This is a genomic window from Streptomyces sp. NPDC018263 (genome assembly GCF_055562575.1).
The window spans coordinates 194,645-220,797 of the sequence record NZ_JBVHFA010000001.1 but is presented as its reverse complement, the minus strand read 5'-3'; the positions used below and the strand labels follow the sequence as shown (position 1 = coordinate 220,797).

At 70.2% G+C, this 26,153-nt stretch carries 26 protein-coding genes and 2 riboswitches; of the genes, 16 read left to right on the top strand and 10 right to left on the bottom strand.

Going from position 1 to position 26,153, the window contains the following annotated elements:
• Positions 1-118 precede the first annotated feature (118 nt).
• From ACZ3HQ_RS01040 to ACZ3HQ_RS01020, 5 genes are all read left to right on the top strand, one after another.
• Positions 119-1,351, top strand: a complete 1,233-nt coding sequence (locus ACZ3HQ_RS01040; RefSeq protein WP_467506893.1) for a L,D-transpeptidase — start codon at positions 119-121, stop codon at positions 1,349-1,351.
• Positions 1,352-1,516: 165 nt separating this feature from the next.
• Positions 1,517-2,755, top strand: a complete 1,239-nt coding sequence (locus ACZ3HQ_RS01035) for a L,D-transpeptidase (RefSeq protein WP_467506891.1) — start codon at positions 1,517-1,519, stop codon at positions 2,753-2,755.
• Between the two features lie 78 nt (positions 2,756-2,833).
• Positions 2,834-3,601, top strand: a complete 768-nt coding sequence (locus ACZ3HQ_RS01030; protein ID WP_467506889.1) for an enoyl-CoA hydratase/isomerase family protein — start codon at positions 2,834-2,836, stop codon at positions 3,599-3,601.
• A 285-nt stretch (positions 3,602-3,886) separates the two neighbouring features.
• On the top strand, positions 3,887-4,390 hold the full coding sequence (locus tag ACZ3HQ_RS01025) for an ATP-binding protein (protein ID WP_467506887.1): 504 nt from the start codon (positions 3,887-3,889) through the stop codon (positions 4,388-4,390).
• An 86-nt stretch (positions 4,391-4,476) separates the two neighbouring features.
• Positions 4,477-5,085, top strand: coding sequence for an ADP-ribosyltransferase (locus ACZ3HQ_RS01020; protein ID WP_467506885.1), 609 nt, complete (start codon positions 4,477-4,479; stop codon positions 5,083-5,085).
• Here the strand turns inward: ACZ3HQ_RS01020 and ACZ3HQ_RS01015 are convergent.
• On the bottom strand, positions 5,039-5,464 hold the full coding sequence (locus tag ACZ3HQ_RS01015) for a hypothetical protein (RefSeq protein WP_467506884.1): 426 nt from the start codon (positions 5,462-5,464) through the stop codon (positions 5,039-5,041). The two genes, ACZ3HQ_RS01020 and ACZ3HQ_RS01015, sit on opposite strands and share 47 nt — an antisense overlap.
• A 109-nt stretch (positions 5,465-5,573) precedes the next feature.
• Here ACZ3HQ_RS01015 and ACZ3HQ_RS01010 point away from each other — a divergent pair, with 109 nt between their 5' ends.
• On the top strand, positions 5,574-5,786 hold the full coding sequence (locus ACZ3HQ_RS01010) for an EF-hand domain-containing protein (protein ID WP_467506882.1): 213 nt from the start codon (positions 5,574-5,576) through the stop codon (positions 5,784-5,786).
• 43 nt (positions 5,787-5,829) lie between these two features.
• On the opposite strand, the gene ACZ3HQ_RS01005 is transcribed toward ACZ3HQ_RS01010, so the two are convergent.
• Positions 5,830-6,387 carry a GH25 family lysozyme gene (locus ACZ3HQ_RS01005; RefSeq protein ID WP_467506880.1) on the bottom strand — a complete coding sequence of 186 codons (558 nt, stop codon included), beginning with the start codon at positions 6,385-6,387 and terminating at the stop codon, positions 5,830-5,832.
• A 77-nt stretch (positions 6,388-6,464) separates the two neighbouring features.
• On the opposite strand from ACZ3HQ_RS01005, the gene ACZ3HQ_RS01000 reads away from it, so the two are divergent.
• Positions 6,465-6,926, top strand: coding sequence for a redoxin domain-containing protein (locus tag ACZ3HQ_RS01000; RefSeq protein ID WP_467506879.1), 462 nt, complete (start codon positions 6,465-6,467; stop codon positions 6,924-6,926).
• Here the strand turns inward: ACZ3HQ_RS01000 and ACZ3HQ_RS00995 are convergent.
• Positions 6,913-7,770 (bottom strand): PP2C family protein-serine/threonine phosphatase, encoded by an 858-nt coding sequence (locus ACZ3HQ_RS00995; protein ID WP_467506877.1) that lies wholly within the window; start codon positions 7,768-7,770, stop codon positions 6,913-6,915. The two genes, ACZ3HQ_RS01000 and ACZ3HQ_RS00995, sit on opposite strands and share 14 nt — an antisense overlap.
• Before the next feature lie 244 nt (positions 7,771-8,014).
• Between ACZ3HQ_RS00995 and ACZ3HQ_RS00990 the strand changes: the two genes are divergently transcribed.
• Positions 8,015-9,031, top strand: a complete 1,017-nt coding sequence (locus ACZ3HQ_RS00990; RefSeq protein WP_467506875.1) for an LLM class flavin-dependent oxidoreductase — start codon at positions 8,015-8,017, stop codon at positions 9,029-9,031.
• Between the two features lie 14 nt (positions 9,032-9,045).
• Here ACZ3HQ_RS00990 and ACZ3HQ_RS00985 read toward each other — a convergent pair whose 3' ends face one another.
• From ACZ3HQ_RS00985 to gcvT, 7 genes are all read right to left on the bottom strand, one after another.
• Entirely contained in the window at positions 9,046-10,206 is a 1,161-nt protein-coding gene (locus ACZ3HQ_RS00985) for an NAD-dependent formate dehydrogenase (protein WP_467506873.1), read from the bottom strand.
• Between the two features lie 55 nt (positions 10,207-10,261).
• Complete coding sequence (locus tag ACZ3HQ_RS00980) at positions 10,262-11,251, bottom strand: NAD(P)H-quinone oxidoreductase (RefSeq protein WP_467506872.1); 990 nt, start codon at positions 11,249-11,251, stop codon at positions 10,262-10,264.
• A gap of 57 nt (positions 11,252-11,308) precedes the next feature.
• Positions 11,309-11,932 carry a flavin reductase family protein gene (locus ACZ3HQ_RS00975; protein ID WP_467506870.1) on the bottom strand — a complete coding sequence of 208 codons (624 nt, stop codon included), beginning with the start codon at positions 11,930-11,932 and terminating at the stop codon, positions 11,309-11,311.
• Between the two features lie 45 nt (positions 11,933-11,977).
• Positions 11,978-13,345 (bottom strand): L-serine ammonia-lyase, encoded by a 1,368-nt coding sequence (locus ACZ3HQ_RS00970; RefSeq protein ID WP_467506868.1) that lies wholly within the window; start codon positions 13,343-13,345, stop codon positions 11,978-11,980.
• A 104-nt stretch (positions 13,346-13,449) separates the two neighbouring features.
• On the bottom strand, positions 13,450-14,718 hold the full coding sequence (locus ACZ3HQ_RS00965; RefSeq protein WP_467506866.1) for a serine hydroxymethyltransferase: 1,269 nt from the start codon (positions 14,716-14,718) through the stop codon (positions 13,450-13,452).
• 15 nt (positions 14,719-14,733) lie between these two features.
• Positions 14,734-15,111 (bottom strand): glycine cleavage system protein GcvH, encoded by a 378-nt coding sequence (gcvH, locus tag ACZ3HQ_RS00960; protein ID WP_467506864.1) that lies wholly within the window; start codon positions 15,109-15,111, stop codon positions 14,734-14,736.
• 118 nt (positions 15,112-15,229) lie between these two features.
• The gene (gene gcvT, locus ACZ3HQ_RS00955; protein ID WP_467506863.1) at positions 15,230-16,357 is read right to left on the bottom strand and encodes a glycine cleavage system aminomethyltransferase GcvT; all 1,128 of its coding nucleotides are present in this window, start codon (positions 16,355-16,357) and stop codon (positions 15,230-15,232) included.
• A gap of 41 nt (positions 16,358-16,398) precedes the next feature.
• Positions 16,399-16,517, bottom strand: a riboswitch (glycine riboswitch).
• A riboswitch (glycine riboswitch) is annotated at positions 16,518-16,606 on the bottom strand.
• 180 nt (positions 16,607-16,786) lie between these two features.
• Here gcvT and ACZ3HQ_RS00950 point away from each other — a divergent pair.
• The 8 genes from ACZ3HQ_RS00950 (at position 16,787) to ACZ3HQ_RS00915 (ending at position 26,085) form a co-directional block, all read left to right on the top strand.
• On the top strand, positions 16,787-17,452 hold the full coding sequence (locus ACZ3HQ_RS00950) for an AAA family ATPase (RefSeq protein ID WP_467506862.1): 666 nt from the start codon (positions 16,787-16,789) through the stop codon (positions 17,450-17,452).
• A gap of 64 nt (positions 17,453-17,516) precedes the next feature.
• Entirely contained in the window at positions 17,517-18,308 is a 792-nt protein-coding gene (locus ACZ3HQ_RS00945; protein ID WP_467506861.1) for an enhanced serine sensitivity protein SseB, read from the top strand.
• Between the two features lie 120 nt (positions 18,309-18,428).
• On the top strand, positions 18,429-19,154 hold the full coding sequence (locus tag ACZ3HQ_RS00940) for an enhanced serine sensitivity protein SseB C-terminal domain-containing protein (RefSeq protein ID WP_467507949.1): 726 nt from the start codon (positions 18,429-18,431) through the stop codon (positions 19,152-19,154).
• Between the two features lie 500 nt (positions 19,155-19,654).
• Positions 19,655-20,662, top strand: a complete 1,008-nt coding sequence (locus ACZ3HQ_RS00935; protein ID WP_467506859.1) for an ABC transporter permease — start codon at positions 19,655-19,657, stop codon at positions 20,660-20,662.
• 71 nt (positions 20,663-20,733) lie between these two features.
• Positions 20,734-22,521 carry an ABC transporter substrate-binding protein gene (locus ACZ3HQ_RS00930; protein WP_467506857.1) on the top strand — a complete coding sequence of 596 codons (1,788 nt, stop codon included), beginning with the start codon at positions 20,734-20,736 and terminating at the stop codon, positions 22,519-22,521.
• A gap of 110 nt (positions 22,522-22,631) precedes the next feature.
• The gene (locus ACZ3HQ_RS00925; RefSeq protein WP_467506855.1) at positions 22,632-23,630 is read left to right on the top strand and encodes an ABC transporter permease; all 999 of its coding nucleotides are present in this window, start codon (positions 22,632-22,634) and stop codon (positions 23,628-23,630) included.
• Positions 23,627-24,724: an ABC transporter ATP-binding protein gene (locus tag ACZ3HQ_RS00920; protein WP_467506854.1), complete on the top strand. Its 1,098-nt coding sequence runs from the start codon at positions 23,627-23,629 to the stop codon at positions 24,722-24,724. Before ACZ3HQ_RS00925 ends, ACZ3HQ_RS00920 begins: the two co-directional genes overlap by 4 nt.
• Positions 24,721-26,085, top strand: coding sequence for an ABC transporter ATP-binding protein (locus ACZ3HQ_RS00915; protein WP_467506852.1), 1,365 nt, complete (start codon positions 24,721-24,723; stop codon positions 26,083-26,085). The genes ACZ3HQ_RS00920 and ACZ3HQ_RS00915 overlap by 4 nt, the downstream gene beginning before the upstream one ends.
• Positions 26,086-26,153 lie beyond the last annotated feature (68 nt).

Genomic DNA, 26,153 nt, shown 5'->3' with positions numbered 1-26,153 from the left:
CCCCGACGGCTCCGGCGCGGGCGCGGCGGCTCCCCTTCGCGTCGTCCTTCCCTCTGTTCTGCCCAGCCGCGGGGTCGCACTCACGTTTCCCCGGAGCGTGCCGCGTCGTTGTGTCGGCGTGAGGCACCTACAAGGACGCGCGCGGCGCGCGCTGGCCGCACTGGCCACGGCACTTTCATGGGCGGTACTGCTGGCCGGGGCCGCCGGCTGCACCGCGGACGGCTCAGGACCCCTGGGCATCGGCGGCCCGCCGGGCAGACCCCGGGCCGTCGAGGACGCCATCCGGGTGACCCCGGACGACGGCGGCAAGGGGGTGCGCCCCGGCGAGCGGCTGCGGGTGAAGGTGCCCGACGGGCGGCTGGAGAAGGTCACCGTGACCCGCTCCCAGGACGCGCAGGACACCGCCGTCGCCGGGCACATCGCGGCGGACGGCCGCACCTGGAAGCCGGACGACGACCAACTGGCCCTGGCCGCCCGGTACACCGTGGACGCGGTCGCCGTGGACGGCGACGGCCGCCGCTCCGCCCGGCACACCACGTTCACCACCTACGTCCCCGACCAGCGGTTCATCGGCTACGTCACCCCGGAGAACCGTTCCACGGTCGGCACCGGGATGATCGTTTCCCTCGCCTTCAACCGGGACATCACCGACCGGGCGGCGGTGGAGAAGGCGGTACGCGTCACCGCGAAGCCCGCCGTCGACATCCGCGCCCACTGGTTCGGCAGGAACCGGCTGGACTTCCGCCCCGAGCGCTACTGGAAGCCCGGCACCGAGGTCACGGTCGACATCGCCCTGCGCAACGTGGAGGGGGCGCCCGGCGTCTACGGGCTCCAGCGCAAGACCATCGCCTTCACCGTCGGCCGCAGCCAGGTCTCCCTGGTCGACGCGGCCGCGCACACCATGGAGGTGCGCCGGGACGGGGAACTCCTGGCCACCGTGCCGATCACCGCGGGCGCCCCCAAGACGCCCACGTACAACGGCAAGATGGTGGTGATGGACATGCTGGAGGTGACCCGCATGAACGGCCAGACGGTCGGCTTCGGCGGGGAGTACGACATCCCGGACGTGCCGCACGCCATGAAGCTCACCGATTCCGGCACCTTCCTGCACGGCAATTACTGGTCGCCCGAGTCGCCCGGCGAGGTCAACGTCAGCCACGGGTGCGTGGGGCTGCGGGACGTGAAGGGCGGCGGCGCGGACACCCCGGCGGGCTGGTTCTTCGACCGCAGCCTCGTCGGGGACGTCATCGAGGTCGTGCACAGCAAGGACAAGACGGTCTCCCCGGACAACGGCCTCAGCGGCTGGAACATGGCGTGGAAGCAGTGGAAGGCCGGCAGCGTGCTCCAGTGACCCGGTGAGCTGCGGGATTCCGGGTCTCGGCCACTCGTTGAAGTTGCGACTGAACGGTGACATTCGACGGACACCGAGCCCGGAACCCGGCGGCTAGCATTCCCGGATGAGCGCGGGACGCGCCGGGGTGTGGACCTGTGACCAGGTCCGGGAGGGGAGAACGACTTGAACGTGCGGCCGATATCGGGGGCTTCGGCAGGAACTCGGCACAGGGGTCGTAAGGGGCTGGCGCTCATGGCGGGGGCGCTCGTGCTGTCGCTGGCCGCCTGCGGCGGCGGTGAGACCACGGGGAACGGGTCGGACAAGGCGAAGACCGCCAACAGCAAGGACGGCCAGGACAAGCAGTCCTCGGCCGCCGTCACCATCGCGCCCAAGTCCGGCGCCACGGCCGTGGACACCAGCGGCGCGCTGAACGTGAAGGTCGCCGGGGGCCGACTGACCAGCGTGGTCGTCAAGGACAGCAAGGGCACCGAGGTCGACGGCACGCTCGCCAAGGGCGGCGCCACCTGGACCCCGGCCCGGCACCTGGCCGCCGCCACCAAGTACACGGTGCACGCGGTCGCCGAGGACTCGCGGGGCCGCAAGGCCGCCGAGGACTCCAGCTTCACCACGCTGACGCCCAAGAACACCTTCATGGGCACCTTCACCCCGGAGGACGGCTCCACCGTCGGCGTCGGCATGCCGTTCTCGCTGCGCTTCACCCGCGGCATCACCGACCCGGTCGCCGTCGAGAAGGCCATCCGGATCAAGACCGAGCCCGCGGTGGACGTCGCGGGCCACTGGTTCGGCAACGACCGCCTGGACTTCCGCCCGGAGAACTACTGGAAGCCCGGCACCAAGGTCACCGTCGACCTCGACCTGGACGGCGTCGAGGGCCGCGCCGGGGTGTACGGCAAGCAGCGCAAGACGGTGAAGTTCACCATCGGCCGCAGCCAGATCTCCTACGTCGACGCCAAGAAGCACACCATGAAGGTCGTGCGGGACGGCAAGACCCTCAAGACCCTCCCGGTCACCACCGGCAAGCCCGGTTACGAGACCTGGAACGGCAAGATGGTCATGACCGAGAAGCTCTCCGTCACCCGGATGAACGGCGAGACGGTCGGCTACGGCGGCGAGTACGACATCAAGGACGTGCCGCACGCCATCCGCCTCACCGACTCCGGCACCTTCATCCACGGCAACTACTGGGGCGGCGGCGCCTTCGGCAACTACAACGCCAGCCACGGCTGCGTGGGCCTGCGCGACGTGCGCGGCGGCTACGACGGCGGGGTCCCGGCGGCCTGGTTCTTCAACAAGTCCATGGTCGGTGACGTGGTCGTCGTGCGGAACTCCCACGACCGCACGGTCGCCCCGGAGAACGGTCTCAACGGCTGGAACATGAGCTGGGCGGACTGGAAGAAGTAACCATTCCGCGAGGCGGGCCCGGTGCTGTGAGGAACGGCACCGGGCCCGTCGGCGTTAGTCGCCGTTAACCTGCTGCGCATGACCGTGAATCTCGAAGTCGCCGAAGGCGTCGGCACGCTGCGTCTGGACCGGCCGCCGATGAACGCGCTGGACGTCGCCACCCAGGACCGGCTCAAGGAACTCGCCGAGGAGGCCACGCGCCGCGAGGACGTGCGCGCCGTGGTGATCTACGGCGGGGAGAAGGTGTTCGCCGCGGGCGCGGACATCAAGGAGATGCAGGCGATGGACCACACCGCGATGGTCCTGCGCGCCCGCGCCCTCCAGGACGCGTTCACCGCCGTCGCCCGCATCCCCAAGCCCGTCGTCGCCGCCGTCACCGGATACGCGCTCGGCGGCGGCTGCGAGCTGGCGCTCTGCGCCGATTTCCGGATCGCCGGGGAGAACGCCAAGCTGGGCCAGCCCGAGATCCTGCTCGGCCTGATCCCCGGCGCGGGCGGCACTCAGCGGCTGCCCCGGCTGATCGGCCCCTCCAAGGCGAAGGACCTCATCTTCACCGGCCGCATGGTCAAGGCCGACGAGGCCCTCGCCCTCGGCCTGGTGGACCGCGTCGTCCCGGCCGGCGAGGTGTACGAGCAGGCGCACGCCTGGGCGGCCCGGCTCGCCCAGGGCCCGGCGCTCGCGCTGCGCGCCGCGAAGGAGGCGGTCGACGCCGGCCTGGAGACCGACATCGACACCGGGCTCACCGTGGAGCGGAACTGGTTCGCGGGTCTGTTCGCCACCGAGGACCGCGAGCGGGGGATGCGCAGCTTCGTGGAGGAGGGGCCGGGGAAGGCCAAGTTCCTCTGAGGGACGGCGAGTAGGCCCCCTGCGGGCCTTGCAATTGACGCGTCGTCTGATTCGGCTCCCCCGGCGGACCGGTTTATGGCAGCCTTAACCGCACCTTAAGCCTGCCTCGCCGAGGGAGCCGCACGATTGCCCGGAACCGAGCCGTCGCCGCAGGTCGACCGGGCCACCGCCGACCCCGACCTGCCGCTGGCATATGCCGAGAGACTGGAGCAGACCGGGGGCGCACGGGGGGCGTATTCCTCCGGATCGGCCCCGGAGGCCCGCTGTGACGGCCATCATGGGTGCATGGCGGGGCTGGATGGCATCGATCAGCCACGGGGACACAGCCGTGCTGCCGCGGCGCGTTGGTCGCCCGCGGTCGAGGACGAACAAGGGCTCAGAGCGCTCGAGTTGTTCGGCAACCCGGCGGAGGCGGAGGTTCCGCTCCCGTCGCGTCCCGAGTCGGCCGCCACCGCGCGCAGACTCGCCCAGATCGTCGTCCTGCGGCACTGGGGACTGACCCCCAAGCTGACCGAGGACGCCGTCTTACTCGTCTCCGAACTCGTGGGCAACGCCGTACGGCACACCGGCGCCCGTGTGTTCGGGTTACGGATGCGCCGCCGGCGCGGCTGGGTCCGCGTGGAGGTGCGCGATCCCTCGCGGGGGCTGCCCTGTCTGATGCCGGTGCAGGCGATGGACGTCAGCGGGCGGGGGCTGTTCCTCGTCGACAAGCTCGCGGACCGCTGGGGCGTCGACCTGCTGCCGCGCGGCAAGACCACGTGGTTCGAGATGCGGGTCTCCGACCGCTAGTCCCCGCCGACTTGAGGCCGGCGGACACGCCCCCGATGGGGTGATGATCCCCCCTTCGCCCCGGCCGTACCGCCATCGTGCTCGGCATGATCACAACTCGCCTTCGGCGCGGTGCCACCGCCGCCGTCCTCTCCCTCGGCGCCCTCCTCGCCACCACGGCCGCCACCCCCGCCGCCGCTCCGGCGGACCTCAAGTCCCGTGCCGCCGCGCCCTCCTGTCCCCAGTTCCAGGACAAGGTGCACGCCGCCGCCGACCGCCGGGTGGACGTCGACCGGATCACCCCGGATCCTGTGTGGCGCACCGGCTGCGGCACCCTCTACCGCAGCGACAGCCGAGGCCCGGCCGTCGTCTTCGAGGAGGGCTTCCTGCCCAAGGACACGGTGAACGGCCAGTACGACGTGGAGAAGTACGTCCTCGTCAACCAGCCCTCGCCGTACGTCTCGACCACCTACGACCACGACCTGTACAAGACCTGGTACAAGTCGGGCTACAACTACTACATCGACGCCCCCGGCGGGGTGGACGTCAACAAGACCATCGGTGACACCCACAAGTGGGCCGACCAGGTCGAGGTCGCCTTCCCCGGCGGTATCCAGCGCCAGTACGTCATCGGCGTCTGCCCGGTCGACAAGGCCACCAAGACCGAGATCATGAGCGACTGCCAGAGCAACCCGTACTACCGTCCCTGGCACTGAGCAGCAGCTCGGCGCCGACGGGCCGGTACCCGGCCGCCAGGAACGCCCGCGTGCTCCGGGCGTTCCCCGGCGAGACCTGCGCCCACACCGGCCCGCCGGCCAACTGCCGTGCGGCAAGGGCCAGTCCACGCCCCAGCCCGGCACTCCCACCATCCACCTCCAGCGCCACCTCCAGCCGCCCGCCCACCCCACACCCGACAACCAGCAGCCCGCCGTCAGCCCCCCAGACCCGCACGGCCCCCCTGCGACGCCGGGCACGCACCACACGGGGGTGACCGGCGTCCCGTCGGCAGGGCTGGGGGAGGATGGTCACTGTGCCGTCCGGGGGTGGGAAGCGGGCGTGGGCCGCCGCGTCGAGCAGGTCCGGCAACGTCTCCATCGGGGGTGCCTCTCGGTCCGGGGCAACCGCTGCGCGGGCAGAGCGTTAATCTGACCAGCGGCAGTACGCCGACACGGTATGAGAAGTACGAGCACAGAGGGGCGGATCGGTGGCGGACATCGAGGAAGCACGCAAGCAGTTCCAGCGGATCGACGCGGACGGCGACGGGTTCATCACCGCGGCCGAGTTCAAGTCCGCGCTCGCCCAGCAGGGCGACTTCAACGTCACCGAGGCGGTCGCCGAGGTCGTCATCAAGAGCCGTGACATCGACGGCGACAAGGTGCTGACGTTCGACGAGTTCTGGACCTACCTGAACAAGTGACGTACCCGGCAGGGGTGTCCGCGCCGCGCGGACACCCCTCCCGTCACCTCCCGGTCGCCCACTCCTTGAGCGCGGCCTTGCTGGCGAAGTCCGCCACGTTCTTGTCGTGCGGCTCCGAGGTGTACTGGTGGAACTTCCAGTCCGCCTTGATCCGGGGCTTGCCCGCGGACACGTAGTCGGCGATCCACAGGCCGTCGCCCGCGTACGACGTGGTGTCGATGTTCAGCCAGTAGTCCCGGTTGGTGTACAGCACCACCCGGTTGTCCGGCCGCAGACCGCGCAGCTTCCGGATGAAGGCGTCCTTCTCCGCGTTGCTCGCGTGCGTGCCGTCACCGGTGACCTCCCAGTCGACGGCCAGGATGTCGCCCGGCCGGTCGGGAGCGTGCCGGAGGAAGTACTCGGCCTGGTCGGTGAGGTTGCCCGGCCACAGGAAGTGGTAGAAGCCCGTGACCAGACCCGCGTCCCGCGCCGTCTTCGTCTGGGCCGCGAGTCTGGAGTTGACGTACGAACGACCCTCCGTCGCCTTTATGAAGGCGAACGAGAGCCCGTCGGTCTCGTACGACGAGGACTGGTACGCGCTGACATCGATGCCATGGAGCATGAAGGTCTTGTGCCCCCCGCACCGCCGCTCGGAACATCCGGCTCCGCGCGCGTTCACGACCCGATGGAGGAACCTTCATGCACCGCACCGTCATGACGTCCGAGGGCCCGGTCAGCGTGCCGTCCCCCGACCACGAGTGGACCGTGCTGTTCTTCATCACCGAGCCCGGCATCGGGGAACGCGTGCCCGAACTCGGCGGCTGCAGCACGGGGTTGTGCTCCGCGCGGGACGCGGCGGCGAGGTTCGCCCGCGCCGGGGCCCGCGTGCTCGGCGTCAGCGCCCATGCCCCCGGTCACCTGGCGGAGTTCGCCGCCGGACGCGCCCTCGGCTACCCCCTGATCGGGGACGAGGACCTCTCGCTGGGCCGCGAGTTGGGCGTGCCCGAGGTGCAGGCCGAGGGACGGGCCCTGTTCGAGCGGGCCGGGGTCGTCCTGGACCGCGCCGGCGCCGTGCGGTCGTTGATCCACCCCGTTCCCGAGCCCGGTCGGCACGCGGAGTTGGTGCTCGTCGAGCTGGACCGGCTCGCTAGCGCGACCTGAGCACGTAGGCCGCCGCGAGGCCGGCGGCCAGGGCTGCGGCGGCCACCGCGTACACCGTGCGCTTGTGCCGGTGCGGGGCCTGAAGGGGGGCGCGGGAGACGACCGGGGTCGCGGGGGCTTCGCCCTGGACGACATCGGCGACCACGACGGATATGTTGTCCCGGCCGCCCGCGCCGAGCGCCAGCTCCAGCAGCCGGTCGGCGGCCTCGTCCCGGCCGGACAGGCCGAGCGCTGCGGCGAGTTGGGCCTCGGGGACGAGATCGGAGAGGCCGTCGGAGCAGAGCAGGAACCGGTCGCCGGGCAGGGCCTGAAGGCGGAACAGGGCCGGGCTGAGCGACTCCCCGCCGACCAGCGCCTTCGTCACCATGGCCCGCTGCGGATGCGCGAGCGCCTCGGCGGGGGTGATCCGGCCGTCGTCCAGCAGGGTCTGCACCAGGGAGTCGTCACGGGTCAGCAGCACCAGCTCCCCGGCGCGCATCAGATACGTACGGGAGTCCCCGACGTTGGCCACCACGAACTGGTCGCTGTCCGCCTCCATCAGCACCGCCGTGAGCGTGGTCCCCATCCCCTCCAGCTCAGGCGAGGTCCGTACCGCGTCGGCGATGGCCCGGTTCCCGGCGAGTATCGCCCCGCGCAGCGCCTCCATGGGCTCCGCCCGCGTCAGCTCCGGCCCCAGCTCGGCCATGTGCGAGATCACCACGGAACTGGCCACCTCACCCGCGGCATGCCCGCCCATCCCGTCGGCCACCACCAGCAGATGCGGCGCCGCGTACACGGAGTCCTCATTGACTTCCCGGACCAGCCCCTTGTCACTACGGACAGTGAACCGAAGGCTCAGAGACATGCTTTCTCCTGGCAGGCGAACCCGCCCCGGCGAGGACACCACCACCGCTCGGGACGGAAAAACAGGGGGAGTTGGAACTACAGACACCATGCCCGGGCACACCGCACCGGACGCCTGTGAGTTTCCCCCACTGCCGGTTCGCCGGGTCGGGGCGCCCCCTGGGGTCCGGCTCTGATTGCGGGCCGGTCCCGCCTGTGAAACGTTCGCCGGTAGGCACTCCGTTCCCGAAGATTGTGGCGCCGACATGACTGCTCCACGCGTTCCGCTGTCGATCCTCGACCTCGTACCCGTGGCCTCGGGCACGGATACGCCCACCGCGCTGAACCAGTCCGTCGAGCTGGTGCGGCTCGCGGACACGCTCGGCTACCACCGGTACTGGTACGCCGAGCACCACAACGTCCTCACCTTCGCCTCCTCCGCGACCGCCCTGCTCATCGGCCGCGCCGCCGAGCACAGCGAACGCATCCGGCTGGGCTCGGGCGGCGTCATGCTGCCCAACCACAGCCCGCTGATGGTCGCGGAGTACTACGGCACCCTGGCCGAGATGTACGGCGACCGCATCGACCTCGGCCTCGGCCGCGCACCGGGCACCGACCCGACGACGGCCGCCGCGCTGCGCCGGGGCGGCGCGGCCACCGACACGTTCGTCCAGGACGTCGTCGACCTGCACCGCTACCTCAGCTCCCGCGACGGGGAGGGGCCCGAGGTGCGGGCGGTGCCGGGCCAGGGCACCGAGGTCCCGCTGTGGATGCTGGGCTCCAGCCTCGACGGCGCCGCCGTCGCCGCCTACCTCGGCCTGCCGTACGCCTTCGCCTCGCACTTCGCCCCGCAGATGCGGCACGAGGCGCTGGAGCTGTACCGCTCGCGCTTCTCGACGGAGTTCCCCACCGCCGAGATCAAGCGGCCGTACGCCATGGTCGGCGTCAACGTCCTCGTCGCTCCCACCGACGAGGAGGCGCACTACCTGTTCACCACCGCCCAGCAGATGGCGGCCGGCATCTACACCGGCCGGCGCGTCCCGCTGCGGCCCCCGGTCCGGGACCTGGAGACCGTCATCGGCCCCGAGGTCGCCCGGTTCGTGGACGACTTCCAGCAGGTGCGCGCGGTGGGCTCCCCGGAGACGGTCGTCACCGAGCTGGAGGCGCTCGTCGCGGACCTGGCGGCCGACGAACTCATCATCACGACCTACACCTACGACCCCGCCCACCGCGCCCGCTCCTTCTCGCTGCTGGCCGAGGCGTGGGGGCTGGACGGCGGCTGAGCGCCCGCAAGCCGTCACTTCAGTTCGTACGACTGGGCGCCGACCCCGGCGAGATTTCCCGCGTCGATGACGAGATACTCCTCGCAGATGGGGCGCCCCTCGAAATAGCACTGGAGGACGTCGAGAGTTCCGGCGGCATAGCGGGCCTGCGCGGAAAGCGTCGTCCCGGAAATATGGGGCGTCATTCCGTTGAACGGCATCGTGCGCCAGGGATGGTCGACCGGCGCCGGCTGCGGATACCAGACGTCTCCCGCGTATCCCGCGATATGGCCGGAACGCAGAGCCTCCACGACCGCGTCCCGGTCGACCAACTGAGCCCGGCCGCAATTGATGACGTACGTCCCGCGCTTCATCATGCCGAAGGTCTTGGCATTCAGCATGTTCTTCGTCGACGGGTACAGCGGCAATTGCAGGCTCAGAATGTCGATTTCGGTGATCATCGACTCCAGGTCCGGGTGAAAGACGAGGCCCAGCTCTTTCTCGATGTCCGGATCGAGTCGATGCCGCTGGTGGTAATGCAGCTCCAGGCCGAACGGCTTGAGCCGCCGCAGGACGGCCAGCCCGATGCGGCCCGCCCCGACCGCCCCGTACTTCATGCCCTCGATGTCGTAGCCGCGCTCCACGCAGTCCGCGACGTTCCACACCCCGTTGGTGGAAATGCCGTGCGAGGGAAGGTAGTTGCGGACCTGGGCCAGGATCATCATCACCGTGTGCTCGGCCACGCTGACGCTGTTGGAGCCGGTGATCTCGGCGACGGTGACCCCCGCCTCGGCCGCCGCGTCAAGGTCGACATGGTCCGAGCCGATCCCCGCCGTGAGCGCCAGCTTCAGCTTGGTCGCCTTCGCCAGGCGCTCCTTCGTCAGATACGCCGGCCAGAACGGCTGCGAGATGACGACCTCGGCCTCCGGGAGATATCTGTCGAACTCGGCCTGCTCCCCGTCCTTGTCGCTGGTGACGATGAACCGGTGGCCGTTCTGCTCCAGATAACTCCGCAGTCCGAGTTCACCCGATACGCACCCGACGAGTTCGCCCGGTGTGAATCCGAGCGGACCCTCTGGCTTGGGGGCGGGGTGACCGTTGACATTCCAGGTGATGTCCGGGATTTCGTCCCGCGCGTATACCGGCGGATATCCCGCCTGCGGGTCGGGATAGAGGACGCACAGAACGGTCGACATCAGCAACCCCTTCACAAAAGGTGAGCAATCGGGTGCTGATTCGAGCGTACCTCCGCTACCTGCGGTGCGGCGCGGTGAGCAATACCTTGCCGATGTGGTCGCTGTCCATCGCGCGGTGCGCCTCGGCGGCCTCGGACATCGGCAGCTCACGGTCGATGACCGGGCGGACCCGCCCCGAGTCGATCAGCGGCCAGACGTGCTCGCGCACCCCGGCGACGATCGCGGCCTTCTCCCGCGGCGGCCGGGCCCGCAGCGAGGTCGCCATCACCGCGCCCTCCTTGCCCAGCAGGGCGCCGATGTTCAGCTCACCCGTGGTGCCGCCCTGGAGGCCGATGATCACCAGGCGGCCGTTGGCGGCGAGGGCCTGGACGTTGCGGTCGAGGTAGTCGCCGCCGCCCATGTTGTCCAGGATGACGTCGGCGCCCGCGCCGTCGGTGGCCCGCCTGATCTCGGTGACGAAGTCCTGGTCGTGGTAGTCGATCAGGATGTCCGCGCCCAGCTCCGCGCAGAACTCCAGCTTCTCCCGCGACCCGGCCGTCACCGCGACCCGCGCCCCGATCGACTTGGCCAACTGGATCGCCATGGTGCCGATGCCCCCGGCGCCGCCCTGCACGAGCAGCACCTCGCCGGGGCGCAGGTGCGCCACCATGAAGACGTTGGACCAGACCGTGCACACCACCTCGGGCAGCGCGGCGGCCTGCACCAGCCCGACCCCCTTGGGCACCGGGAGCAACTGGCCGGCCGGTACGGCGACCTTCTCGGCGTATCCGCCGCCCGTGAGCAGCGCGCACACCTCGTCGCCGGCCGACCAGCCGGAGACCTCGGGGCCGACCGCGGAGATGGTGCCGGAGCACTCCAGGCCGAGGTAGGGGGAGGCGCCGGGCGGCGGGTCGTAGGCGCCCTGGCGCTGCATGATGTCGGCGCGGTTCACCCCGGCCGCCGCCACGTCCACCAGCACCTCACCGGGGCCGGGCACCGGGTCGGGGACCTCGGTCCAGTTCAGCTTCTCGGGGCCGCCGGGCTCGGTCACAGTGATCGCGTGCATGCGCGCGAGGCTACCCCCGCGAAAGTCGCGTACCCGGCAGAACCGCCCTGGACGGGCTCAGCTCCGCTCGCCCTCCTGCCAGTCGCGCCAGCGGATGCGGGGCTTCTCCAGCACCTCGCCGAGCGTGCCCCACTCATCCCGGCCCAGCCGGGACAGCGGACGCAGCCGCTGGATGTCCGGGAGGCCGTCCCCCGCGAGCGCCTCCTCGCTGACCACGGCGTGGACCACCCGCCCGAACACCACCGTGGAGTCGCCCAGCGTCAGCAGGCTGTGCAGCTCGCACTCCAGGGCCGCCGGGGAGGCCGCGACGCGGGGCGGCTTCACCCGCAGCGAGGGCTCGGGCTCCAGTCCCACCGCCCCGAACTCGCTGACGTCGGACGGGAAGTCGGTCCCGGTGTCGTTGATCTCCCGGAACAGCCCCTCCGGCGCGAGGTTGACCACGAACTCCCCGGTCTCCTCCACGTTCCGCAGTGAGTCCTTGCGGGTCACCGAGGTGAACTGCACGATCGGCGGATTCACGCAGGAAACCGAGAAGAAGGAGTGCGGCGCCAGGTTCGGCCGGTCCGGATGGTCCCGGTCAACCGTGGAGACCCACGCGATCGGCCGCGGCACCACCACCGAGGTGAGGAGCCGGTAGAAGGCGTGCGGGGCCATGGCCGAGGGATCGAAGTCGGTACGCATGATCCCCAGTATTCAGCCCCGCCCCGCTCCTCACACGCGACGCCTCTAACACTCGATGATGTTCACCGCGAGCCCGCCCCGCGCCGTCTCCTTGTACTTCACGGACATGTCCGCGCCCGTCTCCTTCATGGTCTTGATGACCTTGTCGAGGGAGACCTTGTGGGAGCCGTCGCCGCGCATGGCCATCTTCGCGGCGGTCACCGCCTTCACCGACGCCATGCCGTTGCGCTCGATGCACGGGATCTGGACCAGGCCGCCGACGGGGTCGCAGGTCAGGCCGAGGTTGTGCTCCATGCCGATCTCGGCCGCGTTCTCCACCTGCTCGGGGGAGCCGCCGAGCACCTCGGCGAGCGCGCCCGCCGCCATGGAGCAGGCGGAGCCCACTTCGCCCTGGCAGCCGACCTCGGCGCCGGAGATGGAGGCGTTCTCCTTGAAGAGCATGCCGATCGCGCCCGCCGCCAGCAGGAAGCGGACCACGCCCTCCTCGTCCGCGCCGGGCACGAAGTCCATGTAGTAGTGCAGCACCGCCGGGATGATGCCGGCCGCGCCGTTGGTGGGCGCGGTGACGACCCGGCCGCCCGCCGCGTTCTCCTCGTTCACCGCCATCGCGTACAGGGTGATCCACTCCATGGAGTGCGCGAGCGCGTTGCCCTCGGCGCGGAGCTGGCGGGCGGAGACGGCGGCGCGGCGGCGTACCTTCAGGCCGCCCGGCAGGATGCCCTCGCGGGACATGCCGCGGGCCACGCACGCGCGCATCACCCCCCACAGCTCCAGCAGGCCCTCGCGGATCTCCTCCTCGGTGCGCCAGGCCCGCTCGTTCTCCAGCATCAGCGCGGAGATCGACAGGCCGGTCTCCTTGGTGAGCCGCAGCAGCTCGTCACCGGTGCGGAAGGGGTACTTCAGCACCGTGTCGTCCAGCTTGATCCGGTCCGCGCCGACCGCCTCCTCGTCGACGACGAAGCCGCCGCCGACCGAGTAGTAGGTCTTGCTCAGCAGCTCCGCGCCCGAGGCGTCGTACGCCCAGAGCGTCATGCCGTTGGCGTGGTACGGCAGGGTCTCGCGGCGGTGCAGGACGAGGTCGTCGTCGTAGGAGAAGGCGATCTCGTGCTCGCCGAGCAGGCTGAGCCGGCCGGCCGTGCGGATCGCCTCGACCCGGTCGTCGGCGCTCTCCACGTCGACCGTGCGCGGGGAGGCGCCCTCCAGGCCCAGCAGCACCGCCTTGGGGGTGCCGTGGCCGTGGCCGGTGGCGCCGAGCGAGCCGTACAGCTCGCAGCGGACGGCGGCGACGGGGTCCAGCAGGCCCTCGTTGCGCAGCCGGCGGGCGAACATGCGCGCCGCCCGCATCGGGCCGACCGTGTGGGAGCTGGACGGGCCGATGCCGATCGAGAACAGGTCGAAGACCGAGACGGCCACGGGAACTCCTCAATACGAACAGGTACAAAAAGGTGGTGCGGACACAGCACGGGTGCCCCGCCCACCGACAGGGGGCGGGGCACCCGGACAGCAACTGCGGGGTACTACTCGCCCAGCGTCGGATACAGCGGGTGCTTGTCCGCCAGCACCCGCACCCGGGCCGCCAGCGCCTCCGCGTCGTAGGACGGCTTCAGCGTCTGTGCGATCACGTCCGCGACCTCGGCGAAGTCCTCGGCGGTGAAGCCGCGGGTGGCGAGGGCGGGCGTGCCGATCCGGAGGCCGGAGGTGACCATCGGCGGGCGCGGGTCGTTCGGGACCGCGTTGCGGTTGACCGTGATGCCGACCTCGTGGAGACGGTCCTCGGCCTGCTGCCCGTCCAGCTCCGACTCACGCAGGTCCACCAGGATCAGGTGCACGTCCGTGCCGCCGGAGAGCACGTTCACCCCGGCCTCGCGGGCGTCCGGCGCGGTCAGCCGCTCGGCCAGGATGCGGGCACCCTCCACCGTACGCCGCTGGCGCTCCGCGAAGTCCGCCGAGGCCGCGACCTTGAAGGAGACCGCCTTGGCGGCGATCACGTGCTCCAGCGGACCGCCCTGGAAGCCGGGGAAGACCGAGGAGTTCAGCTTCTTCGCGAAGTCCTTCTTCGCCAGGATGATGCCGCCGCGCGGGCCGCCGAGCGTCTTGTGCGTGGTGGAGGTCACCACGTCCGCGTACTCGACCGGGTTCGGGTGCAGCCCCGCCGCGACCAGACCGGCGAAGTGCGCCATGTCCACCCACAGGTACGCCCCGGCCTCGTCCGCGATCCGCCGGAACTCCGCGAAGTCGAGCTGCCGGGGGTACGCCGACCAGCCCGCGATGATCACCTTCGGGCGGTGCTCCTTGGCGAGCCGCTCGACCTCGGCCATGTCGACCAGCCCGGTCTCGCCGTCCACGTGGTACGCGACCACGTCGAACTGCTTGCCGGAGAAGTTCAGCCGCATCCCGTGGGTGAGGTGGCCGCCGTGCGCCAGGTCGAGTCCGAGGATGGTGTCACCGGGCTGGGCCAGCGCGAACAGCGCCGCCTGGTTCGCGGAGGCGCCCGAGTGCGGCTGGACGTTGGCGTACTCGGCGCCGAACAGCTCCTTGAGCCGGTCGATGGCGATCTGCTCGGCCACGTCGACGTGCTCGCAGCCGCCGTAGTAGCGGCGGCCCGGGTAGCCCTCGGCGTACTTGTTGGTCAGGACCGACCCCTGCGCCTCCATCACCGCGAGCGGTGCGAAGTTCTCGGAGGCGATCATCTCCAGGGTCGACTGCTGGCGGCGCAGCTCGGCGTCGACCGCGGCGGCGATCTCCGGGTCCAGCTCGTGCAGGGGCGTGTTCAGGACGTCAGTCATACGGCTTCCGGCTCCTCAGCCTGCGATGTAGGCGGTGTACTCGTCGGCGGTCAGCAGGTCGGCGGGCTGCTCCGCGACGCGCACCTTGAACAGCCAGCCGCCCTCGAAGGGCGCGGAGTTCACCAGCGACGGGTCGTCCACGACGTCCTGGTTGATCTCGGTGATCTCACCGGACACGGGGGAGTACAGCTCGGAGACCGACTTGGTGGACTCCAGCTCGCCGCAGGACTCGCCCGCGGTGACCTGGGCGCCGACCTCGGGAAGCTGCACGAAGACCACATCGCCGAGCGCGTTGGCCGCGTGCTCGGTGATGCCGACCGTCGACGCGCCGCCCTCGGCGGCCGACAGCCACTCGTGCTCCTTGCTGTAACTCAACTGCTGCGGGTTGCTCATGACCTGGATTCTCCTGTACGCGAGGACGTGCTCGTCGGGCGAAAAGGGCTCGAACCGCTGAAGAGCGGGTGAATGTGCGCAGGGTCACGCCGGGGACGGCCGGACCCGGTGCCAGTGTCTACTTGGCGCGCTTGTAGAAGGGCAGCGCCACGACCTCGTACGGCTCGTGGCTGCCCCGGATGTCCACGCCCACACCGGTGCTGCCGGGGGCGGCGTGCGCGGCGTCGACGTAGGCGATGGCCAGCGGCTTGCCGAGGGTGGGGGAGGGGGCACCGGAGGTGACCTCGCCGATCACCTCGCCGCCGGCGACGACGGAGTACCCGGCGCGCGGCACCCGGCGGCCCTCGGCGATCAGGCCGACCAGGACACGCGGCGGCCGGGTCTCGGCACGCTCGGCGGCCTTCGCGAGCGCCTCGCGGCCGACGAAGTCGCCCTCCTTGCCGAACTTCACCACGCGGCCCAGACCGGCGTCGAAGGGGGTCAGCTCGGTGGTCAGCTCGTGCCCGTACAGCGGCATGCCCGCCTCCAGGCGCAGGGTGTCCCGGCAGGACAGCCCGCACGGCACCAGACCGGCGGCGGAACCGGCCTCCAGCAGCGTCTCCCAGAGCCGCGGCGCGTGCTCGGGCCGTACGAACAGCTCGAAGCCGTCCTCGCCGGTGTAGCCGGTACGGGCGATCAGCGCGGGGACGCCCGCGACGGTGCCGGGCAGCCCGGCGTAGTACTTCAGGCCGTCGAGGTCGGCGTCGGTGACGGCCTTGAGGATGCCGGGGGCCTCGGGGCCCTGGACGGCGAGCAGCGCGTAGGCGTCGCGGTCGTCGCGGACCTCGGCGTCGAAGCCGGCCGCGCGCTCGGTCAGCGCGTCCAGCACGACCTGGGCGTTGGAGGCGTTGGCCACCACCATGTACTCGTGCTCGGCGAGCCGGTAGACGATCAGGTCGTCCAGGATGCCGCCGTCGGCGCGGCAGATCATGGTGTAGCGGGCCCGGCCGACGCCGACCGAGGCCAGGTCGCCGACGAGGGCGTAGTTGAGGAGGGCGGCGGCCTCGGGGCCGGTCACCGTGATCTCGCCCATGTGCGAGAGGTCGAACAGCCCGGCCCGGGTGCGCACCGCCTGGTGCTCGTCGCGCTCGGAGCCGTAGCGCAGGGGCATGTCCCAGCCGGCGAAGTCGGTCATCGTCGCGCCGAGCGAGCGGTGCACGGCGTCGAGCGCGGTACGGCGCGGGGCGTTGGGGGCTGTGCTACTCATCGGTCGTCTCCCAGGGCAACGGGGGATGGGGCGAGGAACGTTCCTCCCCATCTGTCATCGGAACCTGAGAGGTTCGCCATGACAGGCCCACAGGGGGGGTGTCACTGGCTTGCACCTTGGGTGGGGCCACTGGCGTCAGCGGCCCGCTTTTCAGATGTGCCTCGCCCACGCGGTAACGGTGCCTGAGAGATTCAAGGGAGGGACTTGCTCCTTCGGCGCCCCGGATGGGGACTCTCCCGCGCGGATTCAAACGGCCGGTATGCAGTTGGCGGGCACATCATCGCACGGCGGGGCCCGGCCCTGAAGGGGCCACCGGCTGTGACATGCCCGTAGCGGTTCCGGGACCCGTCCGGCGACCTCGCGCATTACCTTCTCTTTACATTGGTTGGGCAGGGGAAGACCCAGGCCCACTGGGGAGGGACGATCACGGTGAACAGGACCACGGTGTACGCCACGACCACCGGCATCCCGGTGCGGCAGCGGCCCTGCGCGGGCGCCCGGGGGCAGGCGGAGCGCCCCGCACCCCTCGTCCGCGACCTGCGCGACCGCCCCGGCGGCGGCCCCCGCACCCTCCGCTTCGGCCCGGGCGACCTCGCCGTCGTCACCGGGCTGCCCGGCAGCGGCAAGTCCACCCTGATGCGCCGTACGGTCCCCGGCCGCCGCGTCGACTCCCAGGACGCCCGCGACCGCTGGGCCGCCCGCCTGCCCGCCGCGCTGCCCTACGCGCTCTACCGCCCGCTGGTCCGCCTGGCCCACTACGCCGGGCTGCGCCGCGCGCTGGCCTCCGGCGAGGGCGTCGTCGTGCACGACTGCGGCACCCAGTCCTGGGTGCGCGCCTGGCTCGCCCGCGAGGCGCGCCGCAGAGGCGGCACCCTGCACCTGATCCTGCTCGACGTGCCCGCGGACACCGCCCGGCGCGGCCAGCGCGAGCGCGGCCGGGGCGTCTCCCGGTACGCCTTCCGCCGTCACCGCGGCACCACCGCCCGCCTGCTGGACGCCGTGGAGCGCGGCGAGAGCCCGGCCGGCTGCGGCTCGGTCGTCCTGCTGGACCGCGCCTCGGCGGACGGCCTCACGCGGATCGAGTTCGCCGAGTGAGCGCCCGCACCCGTACCGGATAGCCTTCTGCACCACAGCATGACTCCCAGCAGGCGGTAGGCACATGGACTTCCCGGCGGACCTTCCCGCGGACTTCCCGGCACAGGCACACCCCCACCCGCACGGCGGTTGGCCCGGCAACGAACTGGAGGAGGTCCTCTCGGCCTCCCTCGGCATACCCGCGGCCGGCGCCCGCGTCATCGAGGTGCTGGCCCGCTCCTTCGTCTGGATACCCCTGCCCAACGGCGGCGGCCCGCACAGCGGCCCGCTCGACCTGCCCACCGTCGACATCGACGGCCAGGTGTACGTCCCGGTGTTCAGCTCCGAGGAGCAGTTCCGGCAGTCGCCCGGCGGACACCTCTCGCACACGGTGGCCCCCGCCGTGGAGTTCGCGCGCGGCCTGCCGCCGCAGGCGGGCATCGTCATCAACCCCGGCGGCGTGGTCGGACTCCCGCTGCCGCCCGACGCGGTGGCCGCGCTGTGCCGGGCCGGGAGAAGCCCGCTGGACGGTCCGGCCTCCGGGGGCCGGGTGCGGCTCTTCGAGCCCGACTGGCAGGAGGACCCGGTGGACTTCCTCGCCGCCGCCTCCGCCGAGTTCGCCGCGACCGGTGTGGTCGTCAGCGCCCGGCGCTGCCTCGCCGTCATCGAGACGGCCGACCCGGTGCTCTTCGTCGGCGTCGAACTCGCCCACCTCGAGGGCGACGCACGGGCCCTCCCGCTGGACGCCCTCGGCAAGGCCCTCGGCCGCGCCCCGGCCCCCTGGCCCGTCAACCTGGTCCTTCTGGACGCCACCCAGGACCCGGTGGCCGACTGGCTGAGGACGAACGTGCGCCCCTTCTACCAGTTCGGCAACTGAGGCATCAGGGCTCGCGGGGCCCGCGCCGGTCGGCGCTTAAGCTGTCCCCACACGTGGGGAACTTGCAATGAAGGGGCGGTAGGACAGGTGAGCGCGAGCCCAAGCGGCAGCGTCGAGCACATGCTGCGCCAGGTCACTCCCGGACGCTACGACGCCTACGAGGCACTGCTCCGCGCCCTCGCCGCCCCTTCGTCCGGCCAGATCTGGATGCTCCTGTGGCAGGGCCAGTCCGGCTCCCCGGACGCGCAGTACGGGAACATGGAGGTCGACGGCTTCGGTTACGCCCCCTGCGTGACCTCCGCCCAGGAACTCTCCGCCAGCGGCTGGAGCCGGTCCTACGAGGTGGTCGACAGCCTCGACGTCGCCCGCACCCTCTACCCGGAGCGCTACGGCCTCTGGCTCAACCCGCACGCCCCCGGCGGCGGCGTCGGCATCCCCTGGCTGGACCTGCGCCGCATCGCCACCGGCCTGGACCGCCAGCCCGCCGGGCCGCTGCGGCTGACCGAACCCGCCATCGAGGTGGCGCAGTTCTACGCCCTGCTCGCGCAGAACGCCCACCGCACCCCTGCCCTGCGCTCCCTGCGCCGCGCCTGGGTCCAGCCCGCCCTGGGCGCCCCCTACCTCGCCCTCGGCCTCGACGTGTACGAGTCGACCCCGGCCGCGGTGGACTCCGTCCGCGCGATGATGCAGCAGTCGGTCGGCGCGGTCCCCGAGGGCCTGCCGGTCTCCACGGTCGCCATGACCGACGACTTCGACCCCGTCGTCCTCTGGATGCGCGCCAACGCCCGCCCGTTCTACGACCGCGAGGCCCACGGGGCCGTGGCGCCGGTGGGCGGGGCGTACTAGCGCCCTTTCCTTTCCGCTCTTTGCCTTTTCCTGGTAATTCCGCGTTCCGGAATCCCGAATTTCACGGGGGCCCTCCGGCATTTCCGCATGCCCACCCGCCGGCGGCGGAGGGGCGCGCCGGCGATCCGGAACATCTGTGTGAACTGAGTGTTCGTCACGCCCTGTTCCGGGTAGATCACGTGGAGGTCCGGTGTTGCGGCGGTGTGAACTCCCCTGCCATTAGGACGTGTTCACACGCACATGGCGGTGAATGACGGTCTTTGCTCATGTCGTCCCGAATTCACCTGTGTCCTACCGCTGTTACCCGTCGTTCGGATATCGGAACGTGCCAGCTTGCATCACGTTTAGGCATCCATTCATCGTCAAGTCTGGAAACGGATCGCCCAGCCGTTGAAGACTCCCGGTCCAGGGGTGTTCGCCCCTGTGTACGACAGTCTTCGAAGCCGCTCGCGCGGCAAGTGTGGGCCGGCTCAGGCCGGTTGAGAGGGGTCCCTGTCAGAATGACGGCACCATTGCACGAGCCGACCGCTGACGCGGCCCCGAACGCGCACGAGGAAGCGGAGGTCGCGGGCGCCAAGGCGAAGGACGTCCAGGGACGTTCGCTGGGGCGCATCGCCTGGGAGCGGCTGAAGCGGGACAAGCTCGCCCTGGCCGGCGGCACCGTGGTCGTCCTGCTCATCGTGATCGCCCTGCTGGCGCCCGTGCTGACCTCGCTGCTCGGGCAGGACCCGGACGCGTACCACGAGAACCTGATCGACCCGCTGTTCGGCACCCCCAAGGGCTCCCTGGGCGGCATGAGCGGCGATCACCTGCTGGGCGTCGAGCCGGTCAACGGCCGCGACATCATGGCCCGCATCCTCTACGGCGCGCAGATCTCGCTCCTGGTCGGCTTCCTGTCGGCCGTGGTGGCCGTCGCCCTCGGCACCGTGCTCGGCATCCTCGCCGGGTTCTTCGGGGGCTGGGTCGACTCGCTGATCAGCCGGGTGATGGACGGTCTGCTCGCCTTCCCGCAGCTTCTGTTCATCATCGCGCTCGTCTCCGTGATGCCCAACAGCATGCTGGGACTGAGCGGCTCGGCCGTGCGCGTCTTCGTGATGATCCTGGTCATCGGCTTCTTCGGCTGGCCCTACATCGGCCGCGTGGTGCGCGGTCAGACCCTCTCGCTGCGTGAGCGCGAGTACGTCGACGCGGCCCGCTCGCTGGGCGCCGGACGGTTCTACATCCTGTTCAAGGAGCTGCTGCCCAACCTGGTCGCGCCGATCATCGTCTACTCCACGATGATGATCCCGACCAACATCCTCACCGAGGCGGCCCTGAGCTTCCTGGGCGTGGGCGTCAAGCCGCCCACCGCCTCCTGGGGGCAGATGCTCTCGAACGCGATCGACTACTACGACTCGGACCCCATGTACATGGTGGTCCCCGGTGTGGCGATCTTCATCACCGTTCTTGCCTTCAACCTGTTCGGCGACGGCGTCCGGGATGCCCTGGACCCCAAGGCTTCCCGCTGACCATGCCGTACCCCCAAGCGACCCGTGGAACCAGCACGGGGTCTCTCATCAATTGCGGAGGAACCGAGATCGTGACTACCCAGCGCACCTCAGGGCGGGCCAAGCGGACCGCGGCCGCTGCCGCCGTGGTCGCCGCCCTGCTGACCACGGCCGCGTGCGGCGGCGGCGACGACGGCGGTTCGAAGAACGGTGCCGCCGGCTTCGACGCGGCGAACAACAAGGTCGCCCAGGCGTCCGAGGCCAAGAAGGGCGGCACCCTGCGCTTCGGGTCCGCCCAGGACGCCGACTCGTGGGACACCACGCGTGGCTACTACGGCTTCATGTGGAACTTCTCCCGCTACTACAGCCGCCAGCTCGTCACCAACAAGACCGAGCCGGGTGCCAAGGGCGCCGAGATCACCCCGGACCTCGCCACCGCGACCGCCAAGGTGACCGACGACGGCAAGACCTACACGTACACCCTGCGTGACGGCGTGACGTGGGAGGACGGCAAGCCGATCACCTCCAAGGACGTCAAGTACGGCATCGAGCGCGTGTGGGCGCAGGACGTGCTGTCCGGCGGTCCGACCTACCTGAAGGAGGTCCTGGACCCCAAGGGTGAGTACAAGGGCCCCTACAAGGACAAGGCCAAGGACCACCTGGGCCTGAAGGCCATCGAGACCCCGGACGACAAGACCATCGTCTTCCACCTCCCGCAGGCCAACTCGGACTTCGAGGAGATGCTGGCGCTGACCTCGGGTTCCCCGGTCCGCCAGGACAAGGACACCAAGTCCAAGTACGGTCTGCACCCGTTCTCCTCGGGCCCGTACAAGTTCGCCTCCTACGCCCCCGGCAAGGACCTCAAGCTGGTCCGTAACGAGAACTGGAAGGCGTCCTCGGACCCCGTCCGCAAGGCGTACCCGGACGCGATCACCGTCAAGTTCTTCTCCAACGCCAACGACCTGGACCAGCGCCTGATCAACGGCGACCTGGACATCGACCTCAACCAGACCGGCATGTCGCCGCAGGGCCGTACGGTCGCCCTGAAGAAGCACAAGGGCAACCTGGACAACCCGGTCTCCGGCTACGTCCGTTACGCCACCTTCCCGCAGAGCGTGAAGCCGTTCGACAACGAGCACTGCCGCAAGGCCGTGATCTACGGTGCCGACCACGTCTCGCTCCAGACCGCCCGTGGCGGCCCGGTCGCCGGCGGCGACATCGGCACCAACATGCTCCCGCCGTCCGTCCCCGGCGCCGAGGGCCAGAAGTACGACCCGTACGAGATCGCCGGTGCCAACAAGACCGGCAACGTCGCCAAGGCCAAGGAGGAGCTGAAGGCCTGCGGCAAGCCGAACGGCTTCAGCACCACCATCGCGGTGCGCAACAACAAGCCCGTCGAGGTGGCCACCGCCCAGTCGATGCAGGCGGCGCTGAAGAAGATCGGCATCACCGCCCAGATCGACCAGTACGACGGTGCGCAGACCGCCGGCATCATCGGCAGCCCGTCGAACGTCAAGAAGAAGAACTACGGCATCATCATCATGGGCTGGGGCCCGGACTTCCCGTCCGTGCAGGGCTACGGCCTCCCGCTGTGGAACAGCAAGTACATCCTCGAGAGCGGCAACAACAACTACGCCCTCATCAAGGACAAGAAGATCGACGGCCTCTTCGACCAGTACGTGAAGACGCTGGACGACGCCGGCAAGACCAAGATCGCCACTGAGATCAACCACAAGGTGATGGAGGGCGGTTACTACCTGCCCTTCGTCTTCGAGAAGTTCATCAACTGGCGCTCGGACCGCGTCGCGAACATCTACACGTCGAACGGCTACAGCGGCATGTACGACTTCGTCAACCTCGGTCTGAAGTCCTCGAAGTAACCCCGGCACACCCGCCGAACGGCACGAAAGGCAGGTGAAGGCCGGCGCGGCGAGACCGTGAGCCGCCGGATGATCTCCGGCGGCTCACGGTCCGCGGCGGGCCGTAAGCTGTGCTCGCTTACCTCATCAGGCGGCTCTTCGCCGCCGCAGTGATGCTCGTGGTCATCGTCATGGTGGTCTTCGGCATCTTCTTCCTCGTCCCCAAGTGGGCGGGGGTCGACGTCGCCACGAGTTTCGTGGGCAAGCAGGCCGACCCCGCGGCAGTCGAGGCGATCCGGGAGAAGCTCGGTCTGAGCGACCCGATCATCCAGCAGGTGTGGGAGTTCTTCAAGGGCATCTTCGTGGGCCGCACGTACGCGGCCGGCGGCGACGTCACCCACTGTGCTGCGCCGTGCTTCGGTTACTCGTTCCGCAGCGAACAGGCCATCTGGCCGGTGCTGACGGACCGTTTCCCGGTCACGTTGTCCCTCGCACTCGGTGCGGCAATCCTGTGGCTGGTCTTCGGTGTCGCGGCGGGTGTCCTCTCCGCGCTCAAGCGGGGCACCCTGTGGGACCGCACCGCGATGGTGGTCGCACTGGGCGGCGTCTCGCTCCCCATCTACTTCACCGGCCTGCTCTCGCTGGCGATCTTCTCCTACGGACTCGGGCTGATCGACGCCCAGTACGTCCCCCTGGAGGACGGCATCGGCGGCTGGTTCGGCGGCATGATCCTGCCCTGGATCACCCTGGCCTTCCTGTACGCGGCGATGTACGCCCGGATCACCCGCGCCACCATGCTGGAGATCCTCGGCGAGGACTACATCCGCACCGCGCGCGCCAAGGGCCTCAAGGAGCAGACGGTCATCGGCAAGCACGCCATGCGCTCCACGATGACCCCCATCCTGACCATGCTCGGCATGGACCTCGGCGCCCTCATCGGCGGCGCGATCCTGACCGAGACGACGTTCAGCCTGCCCGGCCTCGGCCAGGCCGTCCTCAACGCCATCAAGAATCAGGACCTGCCCGTCATCCTGGGCGTCACCCTGATCACGTCGGTGGCGGTGCTGATAGCCAACCTCCTGGTGGACATCCTGTACGCCGTGATCGACCCGCGCGTGAGGCTCTCATGACCGAACTCAGCAAGACCGGAGCCGCGGTGGGCGAGCCCACCGACCCCAAGGCCGCCGCCAAGGCGTTCCTGGACGTGCGCGACCTGAAGGTGCACTTCCCGACCGACGACGGCCTGGTCAAGTCCGTCGACGGCCTGACCTTCACGCTGGAGAAGGGCAAGACCCTCGGCATCGTGGGCGAGTCCGGCTCCGGCAAGTCGGTCACCTCGCTCGGCATCATGGGTCTGCACACGGCCGGCCAGTACGGCAAGCAGAAGGCCCGCATCTCCGGCGAGATCTGGCTGAACGGCACCGAGCTGCTGTCGGCCGACCCCGACCAGGTGCGCCGGATGCGCGGCCGCGAGATGGCGATGATCTTCCAGGACCCGCTGTCCGCGCTGCACCCGTACTACACGATCGGCCAGCAGATCGTGGAGGCGTACCGCATCCACCACAAGGTCGACAAGAAGACCGCCCGCAAGCGTGCGATCGAGATGCTCGACCGGGTGGGCATCCCGCAGCCGGACAAGCGGGTGGACAGCTACCCGCACGAGTTCTCCGGCGGTATGCGCCAGCGCGCCATGATCGCCATGTCGCTGGTGAACAACCCCGAGCTGCTCATCGCCGACGAGCCGACGACCGCCCTGGACGTGACCGTCCAGGCGCAGATCCTCGACCTCATCCGCGACCTCCAGAAGGAGTTCGGCTCCGCGGTCATCGTCATCACCCACGACCTGGGCGTCGTCGCCGAACTCGCCGACGACATCCTGGTGATGTACGGCGGCCGCTGTGTCGAGCGGGGCCCGGCGGAGAAGGTGTTCTACGAGCCCCGGCACCCCTACACCTGGGGTCTGCTCGGATCGATGCCGCGGCTCGACCGCGAGCAGCAGGACCGCCTGATCCCGGTGAAGGGCTCCCCGCCCTCTCTGATCAACATCCCGTCCGGCTGCGCCTTCAACCCGCGCTGCCCGTACGCCGACCTCCCCAAGGACAACGTGACCCGCACGGTCCGCCCCGAGCTGACCGAGGTCGGCAGCACGCACTGGGCCGCCTGCCACATGAGCACGGAGCAGCGGGAGCGGATCTGGACCGAAGAGATTGCGCCGAAGCTGTGAGCGACGAGAAGGCAGTGACGATCCCCGCGCAGGCCGAACCCGCCGACAGCGCGGACGGCGAGATCCTGCTGAAGGTCCGCGGCCTGAAGCGGCACTTCCCCATCAGGAAGGGGCTGCTCCAGCGCCAGGTCGGCGCGGTGCACGCGGTCGACGGCATCGACTTCGAGGTGCGTGCCGGTGAAACCCTCGGCATCGTGGGCGAGTCGGGCTGCGGCAAGTCCACGATGGGCCGGCTGATCACCCGGCTGGACGAGCCGACCGCCGGCACCATCGAGTTCGAGGGCAAGGACATCACCCACCTCGGGGTCTCGGGCATGCGCCCGATGCGCCGCGACGTGCAGATGGTCTTCCAGGACCCGTACTCCTCGCTCAACCCCCGGCACACCATCGGCACCATCATCGGGGCCCCCTTCCGGCTCCAGGGTGTCGAGCCCGAGGGCGGCATCAAGAAGGAGGTCCAGCGGCTGCTGTCGGTCGTGGGTCTCAACCCCGAGCACTACAACCGCTACCCCCACGAGTTCTCCGGCGGCCAGCGCCAGCGCATCGGTATCGCCCGCGCGCTCGCGCTGAAGCCGAAGCTGGTCGTGGCGGACGAGCCGGTGTCCGCGCTGGACGTGTCGATCCAGGCCCAGGTCGTCAACCTCATGGACGACCTCCAGGAGGAACTGGGTCTGACGTACGTGATCATCGCGCACGACCTCTCGGTCGTCCGGCACGTGTCGGACCGGATCGCGGTGATGTACCTCGGCAAGATGGTGGAGATCGCCGACCGCACCTCGCTGTACGAGGCGCCGATGCACCCGTACACCAAGGCGCTGATGTCGGCCGTGCCGGTGCCGGACCCCAAGCGCCGGGGTGCCAAGAGCGAGCGCATCCTGCTCCGCGGTGACGTGCCCTCGCCGATCTCGCCGCCCTCCGGGTGCCGGTTCCACACCCGGTGCTGGAAGGCGACGGAGATCTGCAAGACCACCGAGCCCCAGCTCCTGGAGCTGCGGCCGGGTCAGCGGGTCGCCTGTCACCACCCGGAGAACTTCGCCGACCAGGCCCCGCAGGACACCGTTCTGCTGACGGCGGCGAAGGAAGCCTCCGAGCTGGTGCCGGACGCGGTGCTGGAGGAGTCGGCGGAGACGTCGGCCGCCGTCGCCGCGGAGGTGGCGGAGACCGCCGCCACCAAGGAGCCGGAGGCCGCCCCGGAGAAGCCCGCGGTGGCCAAGGCCGAGAAGGTCGAGAAGACCGACACGGCTGCCAAGGTCGAGAAGACCGACACGGCTGCCGAGGCCGACACCGCTGCCAAGGTCGAGAAGGCCGACCCGGCTGCCGAGACCGAGAAGGCTGACGCGCCGGACGCCGACGAGAAGTGAGCCGGCGGCCGCCGTTCACCCGGCGGCCGCCGCTCCCGCCTTGCTTCGCAAGGCCCGCACCCCGCGAC